This window comes from Sphingomonas sp. ID0503 (assembly GCF_048565625.1).
Taxonomy (GTDB): Bacteria; Pseudomonadota; Alphaproteobacteria; order Sphingomonadales; family Sphingomonadaceae; genus JBLZUR01.
In genome coordinates, this window is the sequence record NZ_JBLZUR010000002.1 from 2,949,395 (window position 1) to 2,973,798 (window position 24,404).

Genomic DNA, 24,404 nt, shown 5'->3' on the forward strand with positions numbered 1-24,404 from the left:
CAGCACCGATGCGCAACATCTCCGCCTGGGCCATCCGCAACCCGCTGACCCCGATCGTCCTGTTCGCCGCACTGACGCTGGCCGGCATCGTCAGCTTCCTACGGATGGACATCAATCAGATGCCGGACATCAGCTTTCCGGCGGCGACGGTCGATATCACCCAGCCGGGTGCGGCGCCCACCGAGATGGAGACGCAGATCACCCGCCGGGTAGAGGCGTCGGTCGCGTCGATCGGCAACGTCAAGTCGATCACCTCTATGGTGAGCGAAGGCCTGTCGCATACCATCGTCGAGTTCCAGCTCGGCACGCCGGTCGACCGCGCGACCAACGATGTCCGTGACGCCGTCGCCAAGATCCGGTCCGAACTGCCCGACGGTATCATGGAGCCGGTCGTCCAGCGCGTCGACGCCGATGGCGGGCCGATCGCCTATTACTCGGTCGAAGGCGTCGACATGACGCTCGAGGAGCTGAGCTGGTTCACCGACAACACCGTGATCAAACGGCTGCTGTCGATCGAGGGCATGGCAGGCGTCTTCCGGGGCGGCGGCGTCACCCGCGAGATCCGCATCGTGCTCGATCCCGCGAAGATGCAGGCGCAGGGGGTGACCGCCAGCCAAGTCAACCAGGTCGTTCGCGCCATGAACGTCAACGCGGCCGGTGGTCGCGCGGAGGTGGCAGGCGCCGAGCAGTCGGTGCGCGTGCTCGGCAACGCCAAGAACGCCTATGAGCTCGGCCAAACCCAGATCTCGGTCGGCATGGGTCGTACCGTGCGCCTGGCGGACATCGCGACGGTCCGCGACAGCTGGGGAGAGCAGCGCAACCTGTCGAAGATGGATGGCCGCCAGGTTCTGTCCTTCGGTCTTCAGAAGGCCAAGGGTGCGTCGGACGTGACGGTCTTCGAGGAGACGCAAAAGGTCTTGGAGGAGCTCCGCAAGGAGAACCCGAAGATCCACTTCACGCAGCTGTTCACCAGCGTCGAATACACCAAGCAGCAGTACCATTCCGCCATCGACGCGATGATCGAGGGTTCGGTGCTCGCCGTTCTCGTCGTCTTCCTGTTCCTGCGCGACTGGCGCGCGACGATCATCTCCGCGCTGGCCATTCCATTGTCGGCGATTCCGGCCTTCTGGTTCATGGACCTGATGGGCTTCACGCTGAACACCATCAGCCTGCTGGCACTGAGCCTTGTCGCGGGCATCCTGGTCGACGATGCGATCGTCGAGATCGAGAACATCGTCCGCCACATGCGCATGGGTAAGTCCGCCTATCAGGCCTCGATCGACGCCGCGGACGAGATCGGGCTCGCCGTCGTCGCCACCACCATGGCGATCGTTGCCGTGTTCCTGCCAGTCTCGTTCATGCCGGGCATCCCGGGGCAGTTCTTCGTCCAGTTCGGCCTGACTGTTGCCGTGGCGGTCCTGATGAGCCTGGCGGTCGCACGTCTTATCACGCCGATGATCGCTGCCTACTTCCTCAAGGCTCATGGCGTGGCTGAGCATGGCGGCGGGCCGGTGATGGACCGCTACATGAGCCTGCTGCAATGGTCGCTTCGCAACCGCTGGAAGACCATTGGCGTCGGCGTGCTCGCCTTTGTCGCAACCATCTTCCTGTTCGCCAGCATGCCGCAGCAGTTCCAGCCGACTACCGACGTGGACAACAGCCAGGTCCGCATCGAACTGGTGCCCGGCGCACGCGTTCGCGAGGATACGCAGCGGATCGCCGATCAGGCGGCTGCCATCCTGCGGACGGCACCCGAGGTGGAGGCTGTGTTCGCGGACATTGGCGCGGACGGAGACACGCGCTTTGCAAATCTCTTCGTCACGCTGAAGCCCGCCAAGGAACGGGATCGCACCAGTGTCGAATTCGAGCGCGCCTATGCGCCGAAGCTGCGGCAGATCGCCGACGCGCGCGTGAACTTCCAGTCGCAGGCGGGTGGCTTTGGCCGCGACCTAACGATCATGCTGGCGGGCGACGATCCCGACAAGCTGAAAGCTACGGCCGAGAGCCTGATTCGCGACATGGCCAAGAGCCCGCTGATCCGTGATCCACGGATCGACGGCGATATGCAAAGGCCGGAACTGATCATCAAACCTCGTCTCGACCTTGCCGCCGACCTCGGTGTCTCGACCGCCGCGTTGTCGGAGACGATCCGCATCGCGACGCTCGGCGATATCGAACAGAACATGGCCAAGTTCTCGCTGTCGGACCGTCAGATCCCGATCCGGGTATCACTTAGCGAGGAGTCGCGGCGCGACCTGGACACCATCCGCAACCTGCCGGTGCAGACACTGTCAGGCGGCAGCGTCCCGCTACGCGTAGTGGCCGACATCAGCTTCGGCGCAGGCCCATCGAAGATCCGCCGCTACAACCAGGTTCGCCGCCTTGTCGTTGGCGCCGACTTGGCAGCCGGTGCGGTCAGCGGCGATGCGTACAAGGCCATCTACGCCACTCCGACCATGAAGAACCTGCCGAGCGGCGTGCGCGAAGTGAAGTTCGGGGAACAGGAGTTCCAGGGCGATCTGATCTCCGGCTTCATCATCGCCGTGGTGGCAGGCATCCTGCTGGTCTTCGCGGTGCTGGTGCTGCTGTACAAGCGCGTTCTGCCACCTTTCGTGAACATGGCCTCGCTGTTGCTGGCCCCGCTCGGTGGGATCCTTGCGCTCAAGATCGCCGGCATGCCGATCTCGATGCCGGTCTATATCGGCCTGCTCATGCTCTTCGGCATCGTCGCCAAGAACTCGATCCTGTTGGTCGATTTCGCGATCGAGGAGATGCGGCACGGGCGTGAACGATCGGAGGCGATCCTGGAGGCGGCGCATAAGCGCGCGCAGCCGATCGTGATGACCTCCGTCGCGATGATCGCCGGCATGGTCCCGGTCGTGATCGGACTGTCCGGTGACTCGAGTTGGCGCGCGCCGATGGCTGTCTGCGTCATCGGCGGCATCGCGCTCTCCACCCTTCTGACCCTTGTCATCGTGCCCGCAGGCTTCACCATGGCGGACGACCTGGAAAAGTGGATCGGACCGAAGCTCGGCCGTCTGCTCGGCCATCAAGGCGGCGAAGGAACGGCGGGACGCACGGAGCCGTTACCCGCGGAATGATCTTCCGCGCCGCGCAGTCTGCCTCTCCTCTCGACCCGTCACGGCCGATGCGGCTGCTCGCCGCCGGCTTGTTGGTCGCGATGGCGGTTCTGTTCCTGGCCTCGCGCCGACTGGAACCGCTGCACCCCGGTTGGGGCTTCGTGCGGGCCTTCGCAGAAGCGGCCATGGTGGGCGGACTGGCGGACTGGTTCGCGGTGACGGCACTCTTCCGGCACCCGCTCGGTCTACCGATCCCGCACACCGCGATCATCCCTCGCAACAAGGACCGGATCGGCGACAGCCTCGCCACCTTCCTGCGGGGCAACTTCCTGATCCCCTCTGTCATCGCGCGGCGTCTGGCGGTGCTGGACACGGCCGATCTGATCGGGCGCTTCCTCGCGGCACCGACGGGGACGGCGACGGACGGTCGAATAGCCGCCGGCGCGGCTCGGCTGGCGGCGGACGTCCTCGCTGCCCTCGATCAGGACAGGCTCGGAGGCATGGCCAAAACCGCGATCGTCACGCGCCTCCGCGCGTTAGAGGTAGCGCCGCTTGTCGGCCAGGCTTTGCACGCCGCGATCGCCGACCGGAGGCATGTGCCCGTCCTCGACGAGGTGATCCTCTGGGCCTGGCGCCTGCTCGACAACAACGAGCATATCGTGCGGGCAACGATCCATGAACGATCGGGCTCGATCATGCGCTGGACGGGGCTCAACGAGACGCTTGCGACCAAGATCCTGAACGGTTTGCGCAAGCTCCTCGTGGAAATGGTGGATAATCCCGAGCATCCCCTCCGCAATCGCATCGAAGAGGGTCTTGAGACCCTCGCTTCCGATCTTCAGCACGACCCGGAGATGCGCGCTCGGGTGGAGGGGCTGAAGATGGAGATCATCGACAACCCGGCGGTCGGTGCATGGATCGACGGTCTTTGGGAACGTGCGCGGGCCGGTCTCCTGAAGGCCGTGCAAAATCCCGACGCGGCCTTGCGCGGCCGCCTGGGTGAGACCCTCGCGCAATTGGGTGAGGCGATCCGCCGGGAACCTAGGCTGAAGCGGGCGATCAACCAGCTCTCCCGCCGAGCAGTGGCAGGTGCGGCGGCCCGCTATGGCGATGCGATCGTCAGGTTGGTTTCGGATACGGTTCGGGGCTGGGACCCGGCGACGGTAACTGCGCGGCTGGAAGCGGCGGTCGGGCGAGACCTGCAATACATCCGTATCAATGGGACCTTGGTCGGCGGTCTCGTGGGTCTGGGGATCCACGCCGTGGATCTGCTCTAAGGTCGGATGGTCCGAAGAATCGTCTGCGCACGTGCGAGGAAGCTATGCTCCGCGGCGATGCTGCGGGCTAGATCAAGCCGCTCTGCCCGCCTTGCCGAGCTTTCGGCGTAAAGGCGGGCCACGATCGGGGCGAGCGCTTCTCCCGGACTGACCCTCTCGACAAGATCGCCGAACAGCCTGTCGACGCCTTCGACCGGATCGGAGATGATCGGGCTGGCGCAAGCGGCGGCATCGAAAAGGCGGTTCGACAGGATGCCGGCCTCGGCCATGTCGGCCCAATGATCATTGAACACGATGCCGGAACGGTAGAGTGCGGGAAGATCAGCGTTCGCCACGCTATGCCCGCGCAGGAACTGCCGCGCCTCGAACCTCTCCCAGCCTCGGCCATATATCTCCAGCGGCAGGGCTTCCTTGACCGCGGCGGCGGCGACCGGGCGGAGCACCTGACGCGAGTTGGCCACGAAGATCAGGCGTGGCTCCGTCGGCGCCTCGCCTGGATTGAAGCGAGCCGGATCAGTACACTGGAGGAGCAGCGTGGCGTCGATACCATCCGCCGCGAACCGTTGGACCAGCCTTGGCGACGCCGCAAAGACGTGGTCGTATCCGCCGAGCGCCTCGGCCGTAGCGTCATCGGGATGACTGATGACCCAGGCGACGTTCCGCTCGTGCGGGCGGGGCACATAGCGCCCTCGGCCGCATAGCGCGATCACGACATCGACACGCTCGGAGCGGCTGTACCACTCGGCGCTGTGGTCGATCCGCGCCTGGTGGCCGTGCTGCTCGAACGCCGCAGCCAACGCCGCCGCGAAATGGTGATCGCCCGAATTGGCGAGCGGCCCGCGGCGATAGGCGACCTTGATCGCGATCCGGAGCGGCCCCAGAGGAAGCGGCGACGGCGGCCCGGCGCGGCGAAAGGCGGGATTACCTGCGCTGCGGCTTTGCACCGTGGTGGCGGAGAGAGCCGGCGGACCTAGGATGCTCTCTCCGCTCATAAAGGTCGCGAAGTCCTGCCGACGAAGAAGGAGGCAGTCGTATGGGGCTCCCGCGCGCGGTATGCCATCGGCTTCCACAAGCTTGGGCACCGAGTGCATGGCGTGCCGCAGCCCGTCGCTAAGCGCGACAAACCAGTCGTCGGCGACAACCGTTCCGCTACCAACGATCGCGAGCAAATCCGCTTGGGCTTCGGTTACACCCGCCGACAAGGCGACGGCAAAAGCGAGGCCACTTTCAACATCCACGACCCGGATAGCATCGAAGATGCGCTGCCACTCGCGCAGGCGCGGCAGATCTCGCTTCGGGACATCCTGAGCGACGAGGATGACCTCGATAGCCGCGCCGGATCGACGGGTGAGAAGCGCCTCGATCGCATCTTCCGCATCGGCGAGGGGACCGGAAAGCACCATAACGATGCTGACATCCGGCATCACGCTGTGGGGCTGCCGGGGGAGCGGCTTCAGCCACGCGTCGGGATCGTCGGGCAGCAGATCGGGAGGGCTGACGGCCAAACCGAGGCGCTGCGCAATCGCCGCAGCACGGTTGGGGAACGCCGCGCGGGTCCTGAGGTCATTGAGGAGAGCAGGGCCCGATCCGGGGGCCGCTCGCTCCGGATCGATCAGGGGATGGAAGGTCAGGGCTTCGCCTGATGAGCGCCGTGCATAGTCCAGCAGCGGAGAGCCCTTCCGCGCACCGCGATCCTGGGAGAAGCGCCGATACCAGTTCGGCATGAACCAAGGATGGGGTTGAGGCACGACTTCGTCGGTCGCCATCTCGACACGCAAGGCCTCATGCAGGCTCTGCGGGAGCACCGCGAAGGGATCAAAACGCCCGTCGCCTTCACCGTTGCCTTCAGGTTCGACGGCAATCCGGAGTGGCGCGACGACGGCCGGCCCCGGCAGATCGATCGAGACGCGGCCGCGAAGCGGGCGACCGGGCGCGGAGAGAGACGCGCGTCGCCCTTTTAGAGGGAAGTCGTGCTCGGCCACGAACTCGCCGCTCAGATCGAATAGCTGAATCCGGTAGGTCGATCCGGGCGGCAGCGCGCTGGCCCCGATGCTGGATCGAAGAGAGACATCTTCATCGCCGTACAGGAAGAACGAGAAGCTGCCGGGCGGCTGGACGAGTTGAACCGTTCCGTCGGTCCGCCAGCCCTCCCCCGATCGCACGAGCTTGCCGCCGATCGCCGTCAGCGGCACCGCGTGGCGTGTGCCCCGCAGCCGCAGGTCCAGCAGAAATGCCTCTTCGCTCATCAACGCTCCTCGCGCGACGGCTTAGAGGCTGCAGCCGGGCTCGGAAAGGATCAGGCGATCCGCTGGGCCACGCCGTAAAGCATGCCGAACCACAGGAGCGCGGATATCCAGAGCACCAGGCCGATGCGTGCGAACGGCGACCAGCGAACTCGCTCGGCGTCGCCCGCTGCTCCAAGGTCCGATGCGACCCTCTCCTGCAGCGCGCGAGCCGGCGATTCGATCGACATATGGCTGGCGTCGACCAGCGCGATCTCCGGGTGGCACTGCTCAGTTACGTCGCCATGCGGACGCTTCAAGGATGCGGCTGTACGGGGCATGGCTATCTCCTTAGCGGCGACCATGTGCCGGAGACGGTTACCCAAGGGTAAAGCGGGGGTGTACTTGAAGCGCCGGAACTGTCCCGAAACGACGCGTTTCAGCCGTCCGATAGACGCTCGATGTCCGCGCCGACAGCCCGCAGCTTCTCCTCCAGCCGCTCATAGCCTCGGTCGAGATGGTAGATGCGTGAGACCTCCGTCCGGCCTTCCGCGGCCAGACCCGCCAAAACCAGGCTCATCGACGCGCGAAGGTCGGTGGCCATCACCTGTGCGCCGACCAGTCCCTCGACACCCTTGACCACTGCGGAGCGGCCGCGCACCTGGATGTCCGCGCCCATGCGCGCCAGTTCGGGTACATGCATGTAGCGGTTCTCGAAGATGGTCTCCGTGAGAACGCTCGCTCCGCTCGCAAGGGTCAGCATGGCCATGAACTGCGCCTGCATGTCGGTCGGAAAACCGGGATGCGGCGCTGTCGAGAGCGTGAGCGGTTTCAAGCCGTCAGTGGCGCAAACACGCAGGCCCTTCGCCTCCTCGGAGACAGTTACCCCAGCCTCGGCCAAAGCAGCCAGCATCGCCGCCATCTCTGCGACTGGCGCGCCGCCAAGCACCAGATCACCGCCGGTGATAGCGGCGGCACAAGCATAGCTGCCCGCCTCGATGCGATCCGGCATGACGCTGTAGGTCGCACCGTGAAGGCTCGCCTGACCTTCGACCACCAGCCGTTCGCTGCCGATTCCATCGATTTTGGCACCCATCGCAACTAGGCAGTTGGCCAAGTCGCTGATCTCGGGCTCTCGCGCCGCATTGTCGATGATACTAGTGCCGCGGCAGAGGGCCGCCGCCATCAGCGCGTTCTCGGTCGCTCCGACCGATACGGTCGGGAAGATCACATGCCCCCCCGGCAGGCCACCTTCGGGGGCGGTCGCCTTGACGTAGCCGGCGGCGAGCTCAATCTCGGCGCCGAGCGCTTCCAGAGCCTTCAGGTGGAGGTCTATCGGACGGTTGCCGATTGCGCAGCCCCCCGGAAGCGAGACGGTCGCCTCGCCCGCACGCGCCACCAGCGGCCCCAGCACCAGGATCGAGGCGCGCATCTTGCGCACGACGTCATACGGCGCGACCGTCGACGCCAGATCGGCGGCTGTCAGCGTCATCACCCGGCCGTAATCCTCCGGCTTCGCCCCTGCGACTGCCGTCGACACACCAAGTTCGTTCAGAAGATGACCGAAGCTGTCGACGTCGGCCAAGCGCGGCAGGTTGCGTAGAGTGAGCGGCTCAGCGGTCAAGAGTGCGCAGGGCAGCAAGGTCAGGGCTGCGTTCTTTGCTCCGGAAATCGGCACGAAGCCTGACAGGCGGTGTCCGCCATTGATGACAATGCGATCCATTGGCGGCTTCTACCCCGGCCTGTGCGTCAGGCAAGCGCTCCGGCACGTCTAAAAAGGCAGGGGGAGCCTTGTGTCGGGTTGATCGTTGTTAAAGCGTTCTAATCACGGACGTTCTAGGAAAGGCGTTGGGGCAAAAACGGAACCTACATGTCTTCGCGTGAAAGTTGCTTGGCCGACAGGCTGGACATCGCCTTCGGTCTTTCCGGTGACGAGCGCGCGGTCCTGACGGCATGGGAGCAATCACCACGTCAGTGCCGGCGCGGATCGGTGATCCGTAGAGAACGCGAACGGTCGGACGACCTGTACATCGTTAGGCAGGGTTGGCTGTTCAGTTCCATCTTCCTGGACTCGGGAAAGCGCCAGATCCTACGGTTTCATTTCCCCGGCGACCTGGTCGGCTTAGGCAGCGGCGCGCTTGAGGAGGCTGCGGAGACGCTGGTCGCCGTCACCGATGTAGAACTCTGCGTCGTCAGCCGTTCTCTGGTGCGCAGCCTCTTCGCCGATCAGCCGCGACTGGCGGCGATGTTCTTCATCCTAGCGCAGGCGGATCACGTTGCCCTGGCGGATCGGCTGGCTTCCGTTGGGCAGATGACGGCCAAGGCGCGCGTGGCCGGGGTGTTGGCCGACATCCTCATCCGGTCCCGTGTGCTGGACAGTGGAATCACCGACACCTTCCTGCTCGGGCTGACCCAAGAGGAGATCGGCGATGCAACAGGCCTGACTGGGGTGCACGTCAATCGGATGATCCGCAGCCTCGTCGAGGAAGGTGTGATCGCCCGCGCGCAGGGTAATGTCCGCGTGCTCAACGAGCGGCGGCTGATCGAACTTGCCAACTACACCGATCGTTCGGCCGAGATCGACAAGAGCTGGCTGCCCCCGGCTCGCTGAGGAACGATCAGGCCTTTTCCAGCGTGCATTGGAGTGGATGCTGGTTCTGCCGGGCAAAATCCACGACCTGGCTGACCTTGGTCTCGGCGACCTCGTAGCTGAAGATGCCGCAGACACCCACACCCTTCTGGTGGACGTGGAGCATCACGCGGGTAGCGTCCTCAATGCTCATCTTGAAGAAGCGCTGCAGGCAAAGAACGACAAACTCCATCGGCGTGTAGTCGTCGTTCAGCATCAACACCTTGTAAGGTGAAGGCTTCTTCGTGCGCGTCCGTGTGCGGGTGGCGACACCCAGGCCGGTATCGCCATCATCGCCGTTTGCGCCGGCCATCGCCGTCGCGTTCGATGAGAGTCACCTTGTCCATGTGTATCGAGAATATGGCATGGCGAGGCGGGAGGGCAAGGCGTCGGCGCCGGCGGCATGCAAAAAGGCGGCGGATCACTCCGCCGCCCTCCGCTATGGCATTGCCGCCGATCAGTAGACCGCGGTGCGGACCTTGTCGGAAGCAAGCTGGATACGGCCAGAGATCGGCTCGAACACGTCGCTCACGAGCTTGATGTACGCTTCGCTGACCTTCGAGGCTTCGGCGACCGCGGAGTCGAAGCTGGTCTTCGCATACTCGCTCTGCAGCTGCAGCAGCTCGGACGGCGACTTCGCCGCGGCGAAGGATTTGAAGGCGGCAGATGCGGTCTCGAAGCTGGTGCGGCCGTAGCTTGCGACATCCTGCAGAATGGCCTCGGTACCCTTGGCGGCGGCGCGGCCGGAGGCGACGAACGCCTCGACGTTGCCGCGCGTCAGCTCGGTCGCATCTTCGAAAGCCTTGGTGCTCTTCTCGAAGGCACCCTTTGCCTTGGTGGTCGCGTCCTCGAACAACGCCTTCACCTTCTCGGTGCCGAGTTCGGGGGCGTAGGAGATGTTTTCTGCTGCACTGGCCATGTCGTCTGCTCCTGCTGAAGGCGTGGCGTCCGCCACCGTCTGTTCATCGCTCACCGGGGCTTCCATTATCGCCACCGGCTGAATCGTAGGGAGGATGGCGTCACCAGCCTGGATCACGGGCGGAAGCGCCTCATCATCCACGATCGGCGCCGCCACCTTCTTGCTCGCACGCGGTGCGGCCTTGACTAGAACAGGCTTGGCCATCCACACGCTCCTCATTGCTGCACTGCACAATAAGGAAATCTCGCCCGAATTGCAAGCGCGTATACCGCGCCGCAACAGAGTAGCGCGATTAGCGCGTGCGAACATATCTGCCAGGCGCATCCTCTATCGCCGGCAGTTCACCTTTGCCCGGAATCCGCGCTTTTTTGGCACTCACCCTCTTGGGCGAACCGGACGAGAGCCATTCGAGCCAGTTCGGCCACCAGCTGCCCTTTGTTTCAGTCGCCGACGCTATGAAGGCCTCGAGCGAATCGGCGGGTTCGGAGCTGGTCCAGTACTGGTACTTGCCCGAGTCGGGCGGGTTCACCACCCCGGCGATGTGGCCGGAACCCGCGAGAACGAACCGCATAGGCCCGGTGAAATGATCCAGCATCTTCCAGACGCTCGCCGCCGGCGCGATGTGATCGTCGCGCCCGGCCTGGATGTAGGATGGCGTCTTCACCTTCGACAGGTCGATCGGCACGCCCAATACCGTGACGGCCCCGGCTGAGACCAGCTTGTTGTCGCGATACAGATCCTCAAGGTAGCTCTTGTGCCAGCGCGCGGGCAGGTTGGTGACGTCGCTGTTCCAGTGGAGCAGATCGAAGGGAAGGTAATCCGCCCCCAGCAGGTAGTTGTTGACGACGTAGTTCCAGATCAACTCGCGTCCGCGGAGCAGGTTGAAGGTCGCGGCCATGAAGCGGCCATCGAGGAAGCCACCCTGTGCGGACAGCGTGTCTATGAGCTTCAGCTGTTCGTCACCGACGAAGAGGTTGAGATCGCCCGACTGGGAGAAGTCGATCTGAGCGGTGAAGAAGGTGGCGGTGGCGACGCGCGCGGCCTGACCTCGCGCCTCCAACACTGCCAGGGTGGCGGCGAGTGTCGTACCCGAGACACAGTATCCGATCGCATGCACCCCCTCGACGCCGAGCAGCTTCCGGATGGTGTCGACCGCGTCGATCTGCGCCGCGACGTAATCGTCCCATGTGACATCCGCCATCGTTTCGTCCGCCGAGCGCCACGACACCATGAACACGGTCAGGCCGTTCTCCACGGCCCAGCGCACGAAGCTCTTCTTCGGGCCGAGATCGAGGATGTAGAAACGATTGATCCAGGGCGGGAAAATCACCACCGGCGTCTCGAACACCTGTGGGGTCACGGGATCATATTGGATCAGCTGGTAGAGCGGGGTCTCGTGGATGACCTTGCCGGGGGTGGCTGCGATGTTGCGGCCAAGCTCGAATGCGGCCGAGTCGGTTTGGGTCAGCTGTCCCCGACCGAGATCGGCCAGCATACGTTCGAGACCGGTCAGCAGGTTCTGGCCCCGCGTCTCCAAGGTGCGGGCGAGAACCTGCGGATTGGTGAGCGGAAAGTTCGAAGGGGATAGCGCGTCGAGCGCGGCTTGCGCGACAAAGCGGAGGCGATCTCGCTGACGGGGATCGTCCGTCTCGAACGCATCGACGCCGTTCAACAGGTGCTGCGCGACCATAGCGTAGGTCTGGTGAATCAACGCGAAGAGCGGGTTGTCCTGCCACTCGGCAGCCGCGAATCGCGGATCGGGCCGCGTGGTCGCTGTGGCGGCCGCAGATGGCGTCAGCGTTCCCGGCGCCATGAAGCCCTGCCAGAGGCGGATGGAGTCGCGCCAGAAGTCCGCCTGTACTTGGCCGAGCTTGGCCGCGTCGGCATGCGGTATGGCCAGGCCTTCAGGGAAAGACGGAAAGAGCGGGGGATTGGTCGCGCGTTGACCCGCGAACTCCATCATCAGCTGCTGGGCGCGGCCGATGACCCAGGTCCAGTGCTGCATCTCCTCCAGGCTGGGGAGCGCCGTCGCGACGCTGGCAGGCTTCTGATCGTCTTCGGCCATGACCATCCGTTTCTGCATCCCCCGCTGACAAGCGGTGGAATTGCGCCCATAGAGCAGGCGTCGCCCCGTTATGGGCGATGAGATTTCGGCCGCCAAGCCGCGAAAACCTCAAGAGGACCAGCACAGAGGACGATATGTCAGACGAGTTCTACCGCATCCGACGCCTGCCCCCCTACATCATCGCCGAAGTTAACGCGATGCGGGCAGCGGCGCGCGCGGCGGGCGAGGACATCATCGACCTTGGCATGGGCAACCCGGATCTGCCGCCACCCTCCCACGTAATCGCCAAGCTGATCGAGGTGGCGCAGAAGCCGGACGCGCATGGTTATTCAGCCTCGGCCGGGATCCCCGGGCTCCGGCGCGCGCAGGCGGGCTATTACGCCCGGCGCTTCGGCGTGGAGCTCGATCCGCAGAGCGAGGTCGTCGTAACCATGGGATCGAAGGAGGGGCTTGCGAGCCTCGCCACCGCGATTACCGCGCCCGGCGATGTCGTGCTTGCACCGAACCCGTCTTACCCGATCCACACCTTCGGCTTCATCATTGCCGGCGCGACGATCCGGGCGGTGCCGACCACGCCGGACGAACGCTATTTCGAGAGCTTGGAGCGGGCGATGGCGTTCACGGTGCCGCGGCCTTCCATTCTCGTCGTGAACTATCCTTCGAATCCTACAGCCGAGACGGTGGGCATCGCGTTCTACGAGCGGCTGGTCGCCTGGGCGCGGGAGAACAAGGTCTGGATCATCTCCGACCTCGCCTATTCCGAGCTGTACTATGACGGGAAGCCGACCGTCTCGATCCTGCAGGTGAAGGGCGCGAAGGACGTTGCGATCGAGTTCACGTCCTTGTCCAAGACCTTCTCCATGGCGGGCTGGCGGATCGGCTTCGCGGTCGGCAACAAGAAGCTGATCGCGGCGATGACGCGGGTGAAGTCGTATCTCGATTACGGTGCGTTCACCCCGATCCAGGCGGCCGCCTGCGCCGCGCTGAACGGTCCTCAGGACATCGTCGAGCAGAACCGACAGCTTTATCACAAACGCCGCGACGTGCTGGTCGAGAGCTTTGGGCGGAGCGGCTGGGACATCCCGCGTCCCTCGGCCTCGATGTTCGCCTGGGCACCCTTACCGCCGGCGCTCGCCCACCTCGGCAGCCTTGAGTTTTCGAAGCAACTGCTGACCCATGCGAACGTGGCGGTCGCGCCGGGCGTCGGTTACGGCGAGAACGGCGAGGGTTTCGTCCGCATCGCGCTGGTCGAAAACGAGCACCGCATACGTCAAGCGGCACGCAACGTGAAGAAGTACCTGCAGTCGATGGGTGTCAACACGCCCGGCAAGACGGCGGCGGTCTGATCGCGACGGTGCGGGGGTTTACGCCGCCTCCCGCTCCTCCTTCCACGCCCAATAGAGCTGAGCCGGGGGAATGTTGATCAGTTCAAAGGCGTGGTCGATCTGCTCAAAATTGAGCGCGATGAAATCGCGGCATTTCGGGCTGAACTGATAGACGAGGAAGCCGCCACCGGGGCGGAGCGCCGCATAGGTCGCGTCCGATATGGCGGGACCGACGCCGGGCGGAAGCGTCGAGAAGGGGAGCCCCGACAGGATGTAGTCTGCGTGATCAAAGCCCTGTTCGGCAATGATCCGCTGCACGTCCGCTGCCGAACCCTCGACCGCGATGAAGCGGGGATCGGCGATCTCGTTACGCAGATAGTCGATGAAGTCCGGATTGGTGTCGATCGCGATCAGCACCGCATCGGGCGCGAGCTTGTCGAGAATCGGGCGGCAGAAGGTGCCAACGCCCGGACCATATTCTACGAACAGCTTCGTGTTCGCCCAGTCCACCGGCTTCAGCATGCGCTCGATCAGCGTCTTGGACGAGGGGATGACCGAGCCGACCATGACGGGGTGTCGGATGAAGCCCTTGAAGAACATCGAAAGCGGACCGGGCCGCTTGGCCGAGGCACCGTTGCGGATGCGCGGAGTGCGTTCGGCGGACGATGCGTTCATGAATGCTTCCCGTAACAGATACGACTTAGCCCGTTCGCAAATGCGTCACGCAAACGCAAGGGCGGCACGCGGAACGCGAGGGTCCGCGCGCCGTTCCGTGGCGGATCAGCGCTCGCCCTTTCCGCCCATGGCTGGGGCGACGAAGCCGATGGGATTGATCGACCGCGCGTCCTGCATCAACCGCGCCTCCATCTGCTGATACTCCTGCTCCATGTCGGCAGTGACGCTGGCGCGGGTTTCTTCGAGTGCGCTCTCGAAATGGTCCTGACCAACCTCCCGCACGTCGAGCGAGGAGCGCAGGGCGAAGAGACCGGCCCGCCGGACGAGATCCTCCAGATCAGCACCTGTAAATCGCTCCGTCCGCGATGCCAGAGCGTCAAGGTCCACATCCGAGGCCAGCGGCATGCGTGCGGTGTGAATGTCGAGGATGCGACGACGGCCCTTCCGATCGGGCACGGTGACGTAGATCAGTTCATCAAATCGGCCCGGGCGGAGGAGCGCCGGGTCGATCAGGTTCGGGCGGTTGGTGGCGCCGATAACAACCACCGATTGCAGTTCTTCCAGCCCGTCCATCTCCGCCAGGATGGTGTTCACCACCCGCTCGGTCACCTGCGGCTCGCCCATGCCGCCACCGCGTGCGGGAACGAGGCTGTCGAGCTCGTCGATGAAGATGACGGTCGGCGCGACCTGCCGGGCGCGGGCGAAGAGGCGGGCAATCTGCTGCTCGCTTTCACCGTACCATTTCGACAGGAGGTCGCTGGACTTGGTGGCGATGAAGTTCGCCTCCGCCTCCCGCGCGACCGCCTTGGCGAGGAGCGTCTTGCCGGTGCCTGGCGGGCCATAGAGGAGGAACCCCTTGGCGGGGCGAATGCCGAGGCGACGGAAGGCATCCGGGTTGCGCAAAGGCAATTCGACGCCTTCCTTCAGCTTCTGCTGCGCCTCGTCGAGACCGCCGACATCGCCCCAGCCGACATTCGGCGCCTGGACCATGACCTCGCGCATCGCGGACGGCTGGACGCGCTTCAGGGCCGCCAAGAAGTCGTCGCGGGTGACGGACAGTTCCTCCAGCACCTCGGGCGGGATCGTCCGCTCGTCGAGGTTGATGCGGGGCATGATCCGGCGCGTCGTTTCGATCGCCGCCTCGCGGGTAAGCGCGGCCAAGTCGGCACCGACGAAGCCATAGGTCGTGCGCGCCAGCTCATCGAGGTTGACGTCCTCGGCCAGCGGCATGCCGCGTGTGTGGATGCCGAGGATTTCGCGGCGACCACGCTCATCGGGCACGCCGACGATGATCTCGCGATCGAAGCGGCCGGGGCGGCGCAAGGCTTCATCGATCGCCTCGGGCCGGTTGGTCGCCGCGATAACGATCAGATTCGCCCGCGCCTCAAGGCCATCCATCAACGTCAGCAGCTGGGCAACGAGACGCTTCTCCGCCTCACCCTGGACCTGGCCGCGCTTCGGCGCGATCGAATCGATCTCGTCGATGAAGACGATCGAGGGGGCAGCGGCCGTCGCCTGCTCGAATACGTCGCGCAGCCGCTTCTCGCTCTCTCCATATGCCGAACCCATGATCTCGGGTCCAGCGATGTGGAAGAACTCGGCATCGCTCTCGTTCGCGACGGCCTTGGCCAGCCGGGTCTTGCCGGTGCCCGGCGGGCCATGGAGCAGGACGCCCTTGGGCGGATCGACGCCGAGGCGCTGGAACAGCTCGGGATAGCGCAGGGGCAGTTCGACCATCTCGCGGAGCTGGTCGATGGTGTCGGCCATGCCGCCAAGATCGTCATAGGTCACGTCGGCGCGGCGGGCACCGATCGGCTCCTCATGCTCCGGCCGCAGCTCGACCTCGGTATCGCCATCGATATGGACGATGCCCTTCGGCAGGGTGGAGACAACGACGAGGCGGATTTCCTGAAGGGAATAGGCGGGACGGTTCAGCATCTGCCGCAGCTGCGGCGGCAGACCGTCCTGCGGCACGCGCTGTTGGCCGGTCGTGGCGACGATGTCGCCTGCTGTGATGGGCTTCGCCGCGAAGCTGCGCTTCAAAGCCTGGCCTGACCCTTCGAGGCGGAGGTTCGCCTGAGCCGGCGCGAAGACGACCCGCTGCGCCGGACGGGATTCCGCCTTACGGATTTCCACGAACTCGCCAGAGCCAACACCCGCATTGACGCGCTGGAGGCCGTCGAGACGAAGGATGTCCAGACCCTCATCCTCCGGGTAGGGCAGAACGGCACGGGCGGGTGTCGCGCGCTTGCCGACGATCTCGACCACGTCGCCCTCGGCAAGACCCAAGGCATTCATCGTAGCTCGGTTCAGGCGTGCAAGACCTCGTCCGCTGTCATCCGGCCGCGCATTGGCCACCTGCAGACGGCGTCCGCCGCCTTGTTCCTCGTCCGCCATTCTCGCCCTCCGCTCTGCACGCTTGGCCAGCGAGATAAGACGCGCAGGGCCGAAAACGATCCCGCGCCATCAAATTTCATTCGTTGCCGGATCGAAACACAGCCATTGATCCGGGCGCGGATCGGAATATCTTGCACTGCACAATCGACAACATGCGAGGGCTTAGCGACATCGTGCGCCGGCTGCCTCCCCTTACGGCCGTTGAGGCCTTCGTCCAGGTGGCGCGCCTCGGGTCCGTGAAAGCAGCGGCCGAGGCACTGGCGCTATCATCTCCGGCGCTCAGCCGGCGCGTGCAATCAATGGAGCGGTTCGTCGGACGCAGCCTGTTCGACCGACGGCATCAGGCGGTGGTGCTGAATGCGGAGGGCGAACGCCTGCTGACCCGGCTCGCCCCCGCGCTCGACGCGCTGGCGGAAGCGATTGAGCCGGGTGCCGGCGAGAGCGAGATCCTGCGCCTGCGGCTTGGTGTCGTCCCTCTTTATGCGTCGCAGCGGCTGATCGGCGGCCTGCGCGAGCTGCGGACCCTGCACCCTGAACTGCATGTGGATATCGACACTGCGGCGCATCCGCTCGTTCGTCTGAACGAGGGGTTGGATGCCGCGATCACGGTCGCCCGGGGCATCGATCCCACGCTTTATTCCCGCCGGTTGGAGGAGACGAAGGTCGTCGCCATCGCGTCGCGCGAGCTGGTCGAGGGGGCTGACGCGATCCGGCGGCCGGAGGACATCGCGCGCACCACCGCGCTGGTACATCGGGACCTTCCGGAAGCCTTCAGCGTGTGGATGGAGGCGATCGGCAATCTCGACATCCAACCCGCCGCTATCGACCAGTTCGATTCGGGGCAGTTGATGCTGGACGCCGCCGCCCAGGGCCTTGGCGTCGCCTTCATGCTGGAAATGCATCTGGAGAATGCCCACAACGACGCGCTCGTCAGGCTCTTCGACCTCGATGTGCATAGCCCTTACAGCTACTGGTTCGCCTGCCGTCGCGCGGCCTTGGTGCAGCGGCCGGTCAAGGTGTTCCACGACTGGCTGTTCGGCGCGGGTGAAGAGGCTCAGCCGTAGAGGCGTTCCGCTTCCTCCGCGGTTACGTCGAGGCCGAACATCATGCTAAGGCGCAGGCGGAGCGCACGGGGCGAGGTTAGTTCACTCTCGACCGTCTCACTGGCGGTGATCCGGCGATAGCTGCGGCCGGCAAGTGCCGCGTAGCCGGTGGGCAGCGCGATCGACACTGTCGAGCCGTGGGTGAAACGGCTCTCCGGAGCCGTCGCGGCCCAGTGGGATGACAAGGCAAGGTCGGAATCGAACGTCCGCTCCGTCGTAAAGCTGTACTGCGGCTGCCAGTCTCCGGCGGGTCCCCTCCGATAGAGCATCCAGCCATGATCCGGATCGGCGACCAGACGATGCGACACACCGTCGTGGCCCTGAGCCTCCTCCTGATCCGCAAGGCGCATCGGCGGAGCGTAGCCGCCGCCGAACCCGGCATCGGCGATCCACTGATCCCCGTCCAGATCCACCAGCAGGAGGGTATGCGTGCGTGGCGGAACCTCGTCACCGGCAAAGAGCCAAACGCGCGCAAGGAGTGGCCGGGCGGTGAAGCCGAAGGCGGCGAGCGCGCGGTCCAACAACTGGTTCTGTTCGAAGCAGAAGCCGCCGCGATTGCCGGTCACGAGCTTTGCGAAGACGTCATCGGGATCGAGGCTGACGCCGCGCCCGAGCAGCACGTCGAGGTTCTCGAAGGGAATGGCGAGCCGATGCGCGCGCTGAACGACGGTAAGTCCCTCCGCATCCTGGGCGGGAACGAGCGGCAGTCGGATGCGGGCTGCGTAAGCGTCGAGATCGAAAGACATGCCCGACTTTTCAGCTTGCGGGCGGGGTGGTCAAGCCGTCACAGGCTCGGGAAAGCTAGATGAGCCCCGAACGCGATGACGTAGCCCACGCACCCGCCCGCAACGGCGACCAACAATCCCAAAGCCTCTTGCCGCAAATCGAGCAAACGTTCGGCGCGAAGCGCGTACCAGGCCGACATGAGACCGACAACGTCGACGGTTCCCACGATCGCAACGAGAAGGATGATGTTCCCGGTGGCAGCGCCGACGACCGCGGCGATCACCAGCCACGCCACCCGCCAGAAGTTTCCGATCAGCGTGGGCCGTGTGACTCCGATCGACATCAGAACCTCCTTCGAGGACCAGACCGACACCGCGAGCACGGTATTGACCGCGATCAGCCGCAGGAACATCGTCACGCCGGCATAGCGAGGATCGTAGAGGATCGCGACAATCAGCGAGGCCGATCCGATCAGCCCGCCGCACGCGAACATGTAGGCAAGCCTGAAGGGGCGGCCCGTGCGGTAGAACACCTGGCGGAGAAGATCCCGATCGTCGGCTGCGGCCGTCTTGGCATAGGCGGGGTACAGCACCCGGCTCACATATGCGCCAGCCAGGGAGCCCGGCGCTACGCCGATGGACACGGCAATGGCGTAGAGACCGAACTGCGAAAGGCTGAGTAGCTTCGCAAGCACGATCTTGTCGAACTGAAGGATCAGCAGCGACAACATGCTGGATGCGGCGATCAGACGCGAGAAGCGCCAAAGTTCCTGCGTGCGGGCTCGGCTGTAGTCGAAGCGGCGGCGCGTGTTCGGAAAAAGCAGGTAGGTCATCGCCAGCTTGCACAATTCGCCGCCGATCATACCCCCGACCATCGCCCAATAGCTGCGGTAGAAGAGCACCAGCGCCATCGCGATCAAGAACGTGGCGAGATTTGCGCCGACGTCTAGGACAGTCAGGCGCCAAAGCTGTTGTTCCCGAATGGCGGTGGCGAAAGCGAGCGACGACAGCCCCTCAAGAAGAAAGACAGAACCCCAGATTGCCAAGACCATCGCCAGCTCGGGCTTTCCGAGCAGATGCGCGATTGGCTCCGCAACCAGCGCCATTGCGATCGTCAGACCCAGGCCGCGCAAAAGGCGAATGGTCCAGATCTGATCAAGAAAACGGCGTTCACCCGCCTCCGGATGGCGCACGATGAAACCGACCAGCGCGACATCGGTGAGGAGGGCCAATGCGACCTGAACGGAAATGACGATGCCGACCACGCCGTAGGATTCGGCATCAAGCAAACGCGTCAGCGTCATGGAACTGACGATACGCAGAACATTGGTCGCGATGGTCCCGACGGCCACGCTTGCCGTGCCGCTCTTCATGTATCTTCCGGCAGCGGCAGCGTTCCACCGTCCCGCAAAGGCCATCACATCATCCTCGCTTCGCTGCGCCGCCTTTAGCCGTCGAGTGTTAAGGCGCAATTATTGGTTGAGCTCGCCGGTACTTTCGGGCTCGGCCGCCGTTGGAAGTCCGACGCCCCAACGCCATATGTCCATGATGGCGATCCAGATTCGTACGGGCCTTGAGGAGCCGGAGACCGGCGAGAACTTCGTACCGCACCGACCACAAAGGCCGGACAAGTCAGAAGGGGGCCGACCCTTCGTCATCAAGTCGGATTATGAGCCCGCCGGCGATCAGCCGACGGCCATCGCCGAACTGGTCGCGCAAGCGGAACAGGGCGAGCGGGACCAGGTGCTGCTGGGCGTCACGGGATCGGGCAAGACCTTTACCATGGCGAAGGTCGTGGAGAAGCTGCAGCGGCCGGCGCTGGTGCTCGCGCCCAACAAGATCCTCGCGGCGCAGCTGTATGGCGAGTTCAAGAGCTTCTTTCCCGACAACGCGGTGGAGTTCTTCGTCAGCTACTACGACTACTACCAGCCAGAGGCCTACGTTCCGCGCACCGACACCTATGTCGAGAAGGAGTCGTCCATCAACGAGGCGATCGATCGGATGCGGCATTCGGCCACCCGGTCGCTGCTTGAGCGCGACGACGTGCTGATCGTCGCATCGGTCTCCTGCCTCTACGGCATCGGATCGGTCGAGACATATTCGGCGATGATCTTCGACCTGAAGAAGGGGCAGGCGGTCGATCAGCGCGAGATCGTGCGGAAGCTGGTGGCGCTGCAATACAAGCGCAACGACGCCGCGTTTGCGCGCGGGAATTTCCGTGTGAAGGGCGACAATCTCGAAATCTTCCCGTCGCATTACGAGGACAGCGCCTGGCGGGTCAGCTTCTTCGGCGACGAGATCGAGCAGATCACCGAATTCGATCCGCTGACCGGCAAGACGTCCGCGAATCTCGGATCGGTGCGGATCTACGCGAACAGCCACTACGTCACGCCCGGGCCAACGATGAAGCAGGCGACGGAAGCCATCCGCTTCGAGTTGACTGAGCGGCTGAAGGAGCTGAACGCGGAAGGGCGGCTGCTTGAAGCGCAAAGGCTGGAGCAGCGGACCAACTTCGACCTGGAGATGATCGCCGCCACTGGCAGCTGCGCGGGGATCGAGAACTACAGCCGCTTTCTGACGGGCCGGCTTCCGGGCGAGCCGCCCCCGACCTTGTTCGAGTATCTGCCCGAGAACGCGCTGCTGTTCGTAGACGAGAGCCACCAGACGATCGGGCAGGTGAACGGCATGGCGCGCGGCGACCACCGGCGGAAGATCACGCTGGCCGAATACGGCTTCCGCCTGCCGTCCTGCATCGACAACCGCCCGCTCCGCTTCAACGAATGGGACGCGATGCGGCCGCAGACGGTCTACGTCTCCGCCACGCCGGGAAGCTGGGAGATGGAGCGGACCGGCGGCGTGTTTTCCGAGCAGGTGATCCGGCCGACCGGGCTGATCGACCCGCCGGTCGAGATCCGGCCTGTGGACAGCCAGGTGGACGACCTTGTGGGCGAGTGCCGCGCCACCGCCGCGCTCGGGTATCGCAGCCTGGTAACAACGCTGACCAAGCGAATGGCGGAGGACCTCACCGAATATCTGCACGAGGCGGGATTGAAGGTCCGGTACATGCACTCTGATGTCGAGACGCTGGAGCGTATCGAGCTGATCCGTGACCTCCGGCTCGGCGTCTACGACGTGCTGGTCGGCATCAACCTGCTCCGCGAGGGGCTCGACATTCCTGAGTGTGGGCTGGTCGCGATCCTCGACGCGGACAAGGAGGGCTTCCTGCGCTCAGAAACCTCGCTGATCCAGACCATCGGCCGCGCTGCCCGCAACGTTGATGGGCGCGTGATTCTTTATGCCGACCACATCACGGGATCGATGGAGCGCGCGATGGCGGAGACCCAGAGACGCCGGGAGAAGCAGCAGGCCTATAACGAGGCGCATGGCATCACGCCGGAAAGCGTGCGCCGCGAAGTGGCGGATATCGTCAGCCACCTGTCGTCCAAGGACCAGGTCACCATCGATACGGGCATTGAGGACGTGACCCACATGGTTGGGCACAACCTGCGTGCCTATATTGAAGACCTCGAACAGAAGATGCGCAAGGCCGCCGCGGACCTGGAGTTCGAAGAGGCCGGGCGTCTGCGGGACGAGATCCGCCAGCTGGAGAATCAGGAACTTGGTCTACCCCCGGCAGAGCGCAAGGCGCCGGTCCGTGGCAACTCGACGCTGGGCAAGCCGGGTACGCGCCAGACCCGGTTCGGCAAGGCCAAGCAGGTGCGAGCGGAGAAGCGCGCGCGGGGACGCTAAAGCGCGCGAAACTGCGAATTGTCATCGACGTGTCACGGAAAACTTACCTCCCGTTTACTACCTTAGACTTAGTCCGCACATCATGATGATCGACGTGGCAACTGCATTTGCGCCCGCTGCCGAACGAGATGAGGCGGCGGCGGTGGCGGCTCTGCTGCACGCCGGCACGCCGGTGTCTGTTGCGGCGGATGCACCACTCGAGGAGGCCATCGAGACCTTCCACCGCAACGCGGCGCTGCGTCTGCTCCCTGTTCTCGATGATGATCGGCCGGTCGGCGCTCTGTTCGAGACGCAGCTTCGCGAGTTGCTGTTCAATCCGTTCGGACATGCCCTGCTGAAGAACCCTCGCTACGGTCAGAGCCTCGACCGGTACATTCGTTCCTGCCCGGTTGCGGAGGCGCGTATCGGGCTGGCCGCGCTGCTCGACTTCTATGCGGCGAGCGGCGGTGGCGAAGGACTGATCGTCACGGAGAACGGCCGGTTCCTGACGATGCTGCCCAACCGCGTCCTGATCGGCCTTGCCGTGCAGCGCGAAGCCGAGCGGCTCGACCGGGTGCGGCTCGCCAGTTCGCTGTTCGAGGCGGAGGCGTCGGTGCTCGCGCGCGGGCTCGGCGAGACAGCCGTGAGCTTGCGGGAGCAGGCGTCGGGCATGGTCGTGCGTGGGCATGCCACGCGCGACCGCAGCGACGCGATGACGCATGCCGCGACCGAGATGCTGGCCGGGATCGGCGGGGTTGCGGCGCGCGGTCGCGATCTCGTCTCCGCGATGGACACCATCCAGCACCAGACCGCTCACGCGCGCGCATCCGTGCACTCGCCGCCCAGGCAAACGAGATCGGCGATATCACGGCGATGATCCGCGGCATCGCGGACAAGGTGCGGATGCTGTCGATCAACGCGTCGATCGAGGCCGCGCGCGCCGGCGCCGCCGGACAGGGCTTCGGCGTGGTCGCGCAGGAGATCAAGGCCTTGGCGGGGCAGACGAGGACAGCGGCCGCGTCGATCGGCGATCGGGTGGGCGGCGTCTGCACGGTGATCGATGAAGTGGCATTCGGCCATGACGGCATGGCAGGAGCGGTCGGGCGGGTGGACAGCGCTACCACTGTGATCGACGCGGCGATCACCGGCCAGCGTCTCGCCATCCACGACATCGCGGCGGCGGTCGAGCAGGCGGCGGGCGCCGGGGAAGGCATCCTGTCCGACCTCTCCGAGATGAACGAGCGGGCGAAAGTCGCTCTCCTCAACTCGGGACGCATCCAAAGCATGGCGGGACGGCTCGCTGACAATGCCGGTGCGCTGAACGGTTCCGTCGGACGCTTCATCGCCGAGGTTGCGGTCTAAACCCGACCTCATTTGCCAGATCGCGGAGGACGGCGCAGAAGCGCACCATGCCTGCTCGATCGATTGCCCGCACACGCACCGCCGTCCTGACTGCTTTCCTGTGGCTAGCTGCCTGCGTCGCGCCTCCGGCACCAGCACCGGTCGCCCCCCCAACGGCGCCAAAGGAACCGCCGGTCGCTCAGACCGCGGAGGACTGGCGTGATATTCCGCTGACCACAGGTACATGGAGCTACACCGCCGCAAGTGGCGCACGTTATGGAGCGTCCGGAGTTCCGGTCCTCACCATGCGGTGCGATCCGGGCAGCCGGACGGTGTTTGTTTCCCGCGCAGGTTCTCCCGGAAACCTGGTGATCCAAACCTCGGCGGGGACAATGGCGTTTGCCGCTCATGCCGGGGGATTGGGTGTCGAGGCGGCGCTGCGGGCCAGTGATCCGTTCCTCGACAAGATCGCGTTCAGCCGTGGGCGGTTCACCGTCTCGCTTGCGGGGCAACCGCGCCTCGTCATCCCCGCCTGGGCCGAGCCGGGGCGGGTGATCGAGGACTGCCGCTGACGCGAAGCGGCGGATTGTCCACAGAATATTTTTGAGTTCAAGACTTGTGCGCGAGTCCGGGATGAATCATGATTCCCGGACCATCAATTTGGCGAAAGGAGGTGATCCGATGTCTCATGGTTCAGCCAGGAGGTCGGCTCTGTCCGTTCGGGAGATGCGCGGCTGATTTAGCAGCCGCCAAGGGTCTCCCGGGCCGGCACTTCCGGCCGCTGACCATGTCGAGGGACCGTCGGGGGAGACCCCGGCGGTCTTTCTTCGTTTCCGGGTTCGGCACGGCAGGAGCCAGCCTCCGTCTGTGACATTTCGATGACATTTGGTTCATGCCAGCGACAGGCCAGGCGGCGC

19 protein-coding genes are annotated in these 24,404 nt (G+C 64.8%); 9 read left to right on the forward strand and 10 right to left on the reverse strand.

Annotation, left to right across the window (positions count from 1 at the left end):
- Nucleotides 1-8 precede the first annotated feature (8 nt).
- The gene (locus tag ACM608_RS15465) at nucleotides 9-3,101 is read left to right on the forward strand and encodes an efflux RND transporter permease subunit (RefSeq protein WP_419684385.1); all 3,093 of its coding nucleotides are present in this window, start codon (nucleotides 9-11) and stop codon (nucleotides 3,099-3,101) included.
- Complete coding sequence (locus ACM608_RS15470) at nucleotides 3,098-4,357, forward strand: DUF445 domain-containing protein (RefSeq protein WP_419684387.1); 1,260 nt, start codon at nucleotides 3,098-3,100, stop codon at nucleotides 4,355-4,357. The genes ACM608_RS15465 and ACM608_RS15470 overlap by 4 nt, the downstream gene beginning before the upstream one ends.
- Here ACM608_RS15470 and ACM608_RS15475 read toward each other — a convergent pair.
- The 3 genes from ACM608_RS15475 to murA form a co-directional block, all read right to left on the reverse strand.
- Entirely contained in the window at nucleotides 4,354-6,603 is a 2,250-nt protein-coding gene (locus tag ACM608_RS15475; RefSeq protein ID WP_419684389.1) for a glycosyltransferase family protein, read from the reverse strand. The two genes, ACM608_RS15470 and ACM608_RS15475, sit on opposite strands and share 4 nt — an antisense overlap.
- 50 nt (nucleotides 6,604-6,653) lie before the next feature.
- Nucleotides 6,654-6,920 carry a hypothetical protein gene (locus tag ACM608_RS15480; protein WP_419684390.1) on the reverse strand — a complete coding sequence of 89 codons (267 nt, stop codon included), beginning with the start codon at nucleotides 6,918-6,920 and terminating at the stop codon, nucleotides 6,654-6,656.
- Nucleotides 6,921-7,018: 98 nt separating this feature from the next.
- A complete protein-coding gene (murA, locus tag ACM608_RS15485; protein WP_419684392.1) occupies nucleotides 7,019-8,302 on the reverse strand; it encodes a UDP-N-acetylglucosamine 1-carboxyvinyltransferase in 1,284 nt (427 codons plus the stop codon).
- Nucleotides 8,303-8,470: 168 nt separating this feature from the next.
- Between murA and ACM608_RS15490 the strand changes: the two genes are divergently transcribed.
- Nucleotides 8,471-9,190: a Crp/Fnr family transcriptional regulator gene (locus ACM608_RS15490; protein WP_419684393.1), complete on the forward strand. Its 720-nt coding sequence runs from the start codon at nucleotides 8,471-8,473 to the stop codon at nucleotides 9,188-9,190.
- A 7-nt stretch (nucleotides 9,191-9,197) separates the two neighbouring features.
- On the opposite strand, the gene clpS is transcribed toward ACM608_RS15490, so the two are convergent.
- The 3 genes from clpS to ACM608_RS15505 form a co-directional block, all read right to left on the reverse strand.
- Nucleotides 9,198-9,521, reverse strand: a complete 324-nt coding sequence (gene clpS, locus ACM608_RS15495) for an ATP-dependent Clp protease adapter ClpS (RefSeq protein WP_419684394.1) — start codon at nucleotides 9,519-9,521, stop codon at nucleotides 9,198-9,200.
- A 144-nt stretch (nucleotides 9,522-9,665) separates the two neighbouring features.
- Nucleotides 9,666-10,331: a phasin family protein gene (locus ACM608_RS15500; protein ID WP_419684396.1), complete on the reverse strand. Its 666-nt coding sequence runs from the start codon at nucleotides 10,329-10,331 to the stop codon at nucleotides 9,666-9,668.
- Nucleotides 10,332-10,419: 88 nt separating this feature from the next.
- Entirely contained in the window at nucleotides 10,420-12,192 is a 1,773-nt protein-coding gene (locus ACM608_RS15505) for a PHA/PHB synthase family protein (RefSeq protein ID WP_419684398.1), read from the reverse strand.
- A gap of 134 nt (nucleotides 12,193-12,326) precedes the next feature.
- On the opposite strand from ACM608_RS15505, the gene ACM608_RS15510 reads away from it, so the two are divergent.
- Complete coding sequence (locus ACM608_RS15510) at nucleotides 12,327-13,538, forward strand: LL-diaminopimelate aminotransferase (protein WP_419684400.1); 1,212 nt, start codon at nucleotides 12,327-12,329, stop codon at nucleotides 13,536-13,538.
- 18 nt (nucleotides 13,539-13,556) lie between these two features.
- On the opposite strand, the gene ACM608_RS15515 is transcribed toward ACM608_RS15510, so the two are convergent.
- Entirely contained in the window at nucleotides 13,557-14,192 is a 636-nt protein-coding gene (locus ACM608_RS15515) for a class I SAM-dependent methyltransferase (RefSeq protein WP_419684402.1), read from the reverse strand.
- Nucleotides 14,193-14,297: 105 nt separating this feature from the next.
- Nucleotides 14,298-16,589: a CDC48 family AAA ATPase gene (locus tag ACM608_RS15520; protein ID WP_419684403.1), complete on the reverse strand. Its 2,292-nt coding sequence runs from the start codon at nucleotides 16,587-16,589 to the stop codon at nucleotides 14,298-14,300.
- A gap of 173 nt (nucleotides 16,590-16,762) precedes the next feature.
- Here ACM608_RS15520 and ACM608_RS15525 point away from each other — a divergent pair, with 173 nt between their 5' ends.
- Entirely contained in the window at nucleotides 16,763-17,653 is an 891-nt protein-coding gene (locus tag ACM608_RS15525; RefSeq protein WP_419685241.1) for a LysR substrate-binding domain-containing protein, read from the forward strand.
- On the opposite strand, the gene ACM608_RS15530 is transcribed toward ACM608_RS15525, so the two are convergent.
- Together ACM608_RS15530 and ACM608_RS15535 are read right to left on the reverse strand one after the other, a co-directional pair.
- Nucleotides 17,644-18,438: an arylamine N-acetyltransferase family protein gene (locus ACM608_RS15530; RefSeq protein ID WP_419684405.1), complete on the reverse strand. Its 795-nt coding sequence runs from the start codon at nucleotides 18,436-18,438 to the stop codon at nucleotides 17,644-17,646. The two genes, ACM608_RS15525 and ACM608_RS15530, sit on opposite strands and share 10 nt — an antisense overlap.
- A gap of 38 nt (nucleotides 18,439-18,476) precedes the next feature.
- The gene (locus ACM608_RS15535) at nucleotides 18,477-19,790 is read right to left on the reverse strand and encodes an oligosaccharide flippase family protein (protein ID WP_419684406.1); all 1,314 of its coding nucleotides are present in this window, start codon (nucleotides 19,788-19,790) and stop codon (nucleotides 18,477-18,479) included.
- A 175-nt stretch (nucleotides 19,791-19,965) separates the two neighbouring features.
- Here ACM608_RS15535 and uvrB point away from each other — a divergent pair, with 175 nt between their 5' ends.
- The 4 genes from uvrB (at nucleotide 19,966) to ACM608_RS15555 (ending at nucleotide 24,059) form a co-directional block, all read left to right on the forward strand.
- Nucleotides 19,966-22,167, forward strand: coding sequence for an excinuclease ABC subunit UvrB (gene uvrB, locus ACM608_RS15540; RefSeq protein ID WP_419684407.1), 2,202 nt, complete (start codon nucleotides 19,966-19,968; stop codon nucleotides 22,165-22,167).
- An 82-nt stretch (nucleotides 22,168-22,249) separates the two neighbouring features.
- Nucleotides 22,250-23,023 (forward strand): CBS domain-containing protein, encoded by a 774-nt coding sequence (locus tag ACM608_RS15545; protein WP_419684408.1) that lies wholly within the window; start codon nucleotides 22,250-22,252, stop codon nucleotides 23,021-23,023.
- On the forward strand, nucleotides 23,020-23,508 hold the full coding sequence (locus ACM608_RS15550; protein ID WP_419684409.1) for a methyl-accepting chemotaxis protein: 489 nt from the start codon (nucleotides 23,020-23,022) through the stop codon (nucleotides 23,506-23,508). The genes ACM608_RS15545 and ACM608_RS15550 overlap by 4 nt, the downstream gene beginning before the upstream one ends.
- Before the next feature lie 371 nt (nucleotides 23,509-23,879).
- On the forward strand, nucleotides 23,880-24,059 hold the full coding sequence (locus ACM608_RS15555; protein WP_419684410.1) for a hypothetical protein: 180 nt from the start codon (nucleotides 23,880-23,882) through the stop codon (nucleotides 24,057-24,059).
- Nucleotides 24,060-24,404: the final 345 nt, after the last annotated feature.

Excerpts from the sequence above, each read along its gene's own strand:
- ACM608_RS15465 (WP_419684385.1), top strand. The coding sequence starts at position 9 with ATGCGCAACATCTCCGCCTGGGCCATCCGCAACCCGCTGACCCCGATC.
- ACM608_RS15470 (WP_419684387.1), top strand. The coding sequence starts at position 3,098 with ATGATCTTCCGCGCCGCGCAGTCTGCCTCTCCTCTCGACCCGTCACGG.
- ACM608_RS15475 (WP_419684389.1), bottom strand. The coding sequence starts at position 6,603 with ATGAGCGAAGAGGCATTTCTGCTGGACCTGCGGCTGCGGGGCACACGC.
- ACM608_RS15480 (WP_419684390.1), bottom strand. The coding sequence starts at position 6,920 with ATGCCCCGTACAGCCGCATCCTTGAAGCGTCCGCATGGCGACGTAACT.
- murA (WP_419684392.1), bottom strand. The coding sequence starts at position 8,302 with ATGGATCGCATTGTCATCAATGGCGGACACCGCCTGTCAGGCTTCGTG.
- clpS (WP_419684394.1), bottom strand. The coding sequence starts at position 9,521 with ATGGCCGGCGCAAACGGCGATGATGGCGATACCGGCCTGGGTGTCGCC.
- ACM608_RS15500 (WP_419684396.1), bottom strand. The coding sequence starts at position 10,331 with ATGGCCAAGCCTGTTCTAGTCAAGGCCGCACCGCGTGCGAGCAAGAAG.
- ACM608_RS15505 (WP_419684398.1), bottom strand. The coding sequence starts at position 12,192 with ATGGCCGAAGACGATCAGAAGCCTGCCAGCGTCGCGACGGCGCTCCCC.
- ACM608_RS15510 (WP_419684400.1), top strand. The coding sequence starts at position 12,327 with ATGTCAGACGAGTTCTACCGCATCCGACGCCTGCCCCCCTACATCATC.
- ACM608_RS15515 (WP_419684402.1), bottom strand. The coding sequence starts at position 14,192 with ATGAACGCATCGTCCGCCGAACGCACTCCGCGCATCCGCAACGGTGCC.
- ACM608_RS15520 (WP_419684403.1), bottom strand. The coding sequence starts at position 16,589 with ATGGCGGACGAGGAACAAGGCGGCGGACGCCGTCTGCAGGTGGCCAAT.
- ACM608_RS15530 (WP_419684405.1), bottom strand. The coding sequence starts at position 18,438 with ATGTCTTTCGATCTCGACGCTTACGCAGCCCGCATCCGACTGCCGCTC.
- ACM608_RS15535 (WP_419684406.1), bottom strand. The coding sequence starts at position 19,790 with ATGAAGAGCGGCACGGCAAGCGTGGCCGTCGGGACCATCGCGACCAAT.
- uvrB (WP_419684407.1), top strand. The coding sequence starts at position 19,966 with ATGGCGATCCAGATTCGTACGGGCCTTGAGGAGCCGGAGACCGGCGAG.
- ACM608_RS15545 (WP_419684408.1), top strand. The coding sequence starts at position 22,250 with ATGATGATCGACGTGGCAACTGCATTTGCGCCCGCTGCCGAACGAGAT.
- ACM608_RS15550 (WP_419684409.1), top strand. The coding sequence starts at position 23,020 with ATGATCCGCGGCATCGCGGACAAGGTGCGGATGCTGTCGATCAACGCG.
- ACM608_RS15555 (WP_419684410.1), top strand. The coding sequence starts at position 23,880 with ATGGCGTTTGCCGCTCATGCCGGGGGATTGGGTGTCGAGGCGGCGCTG.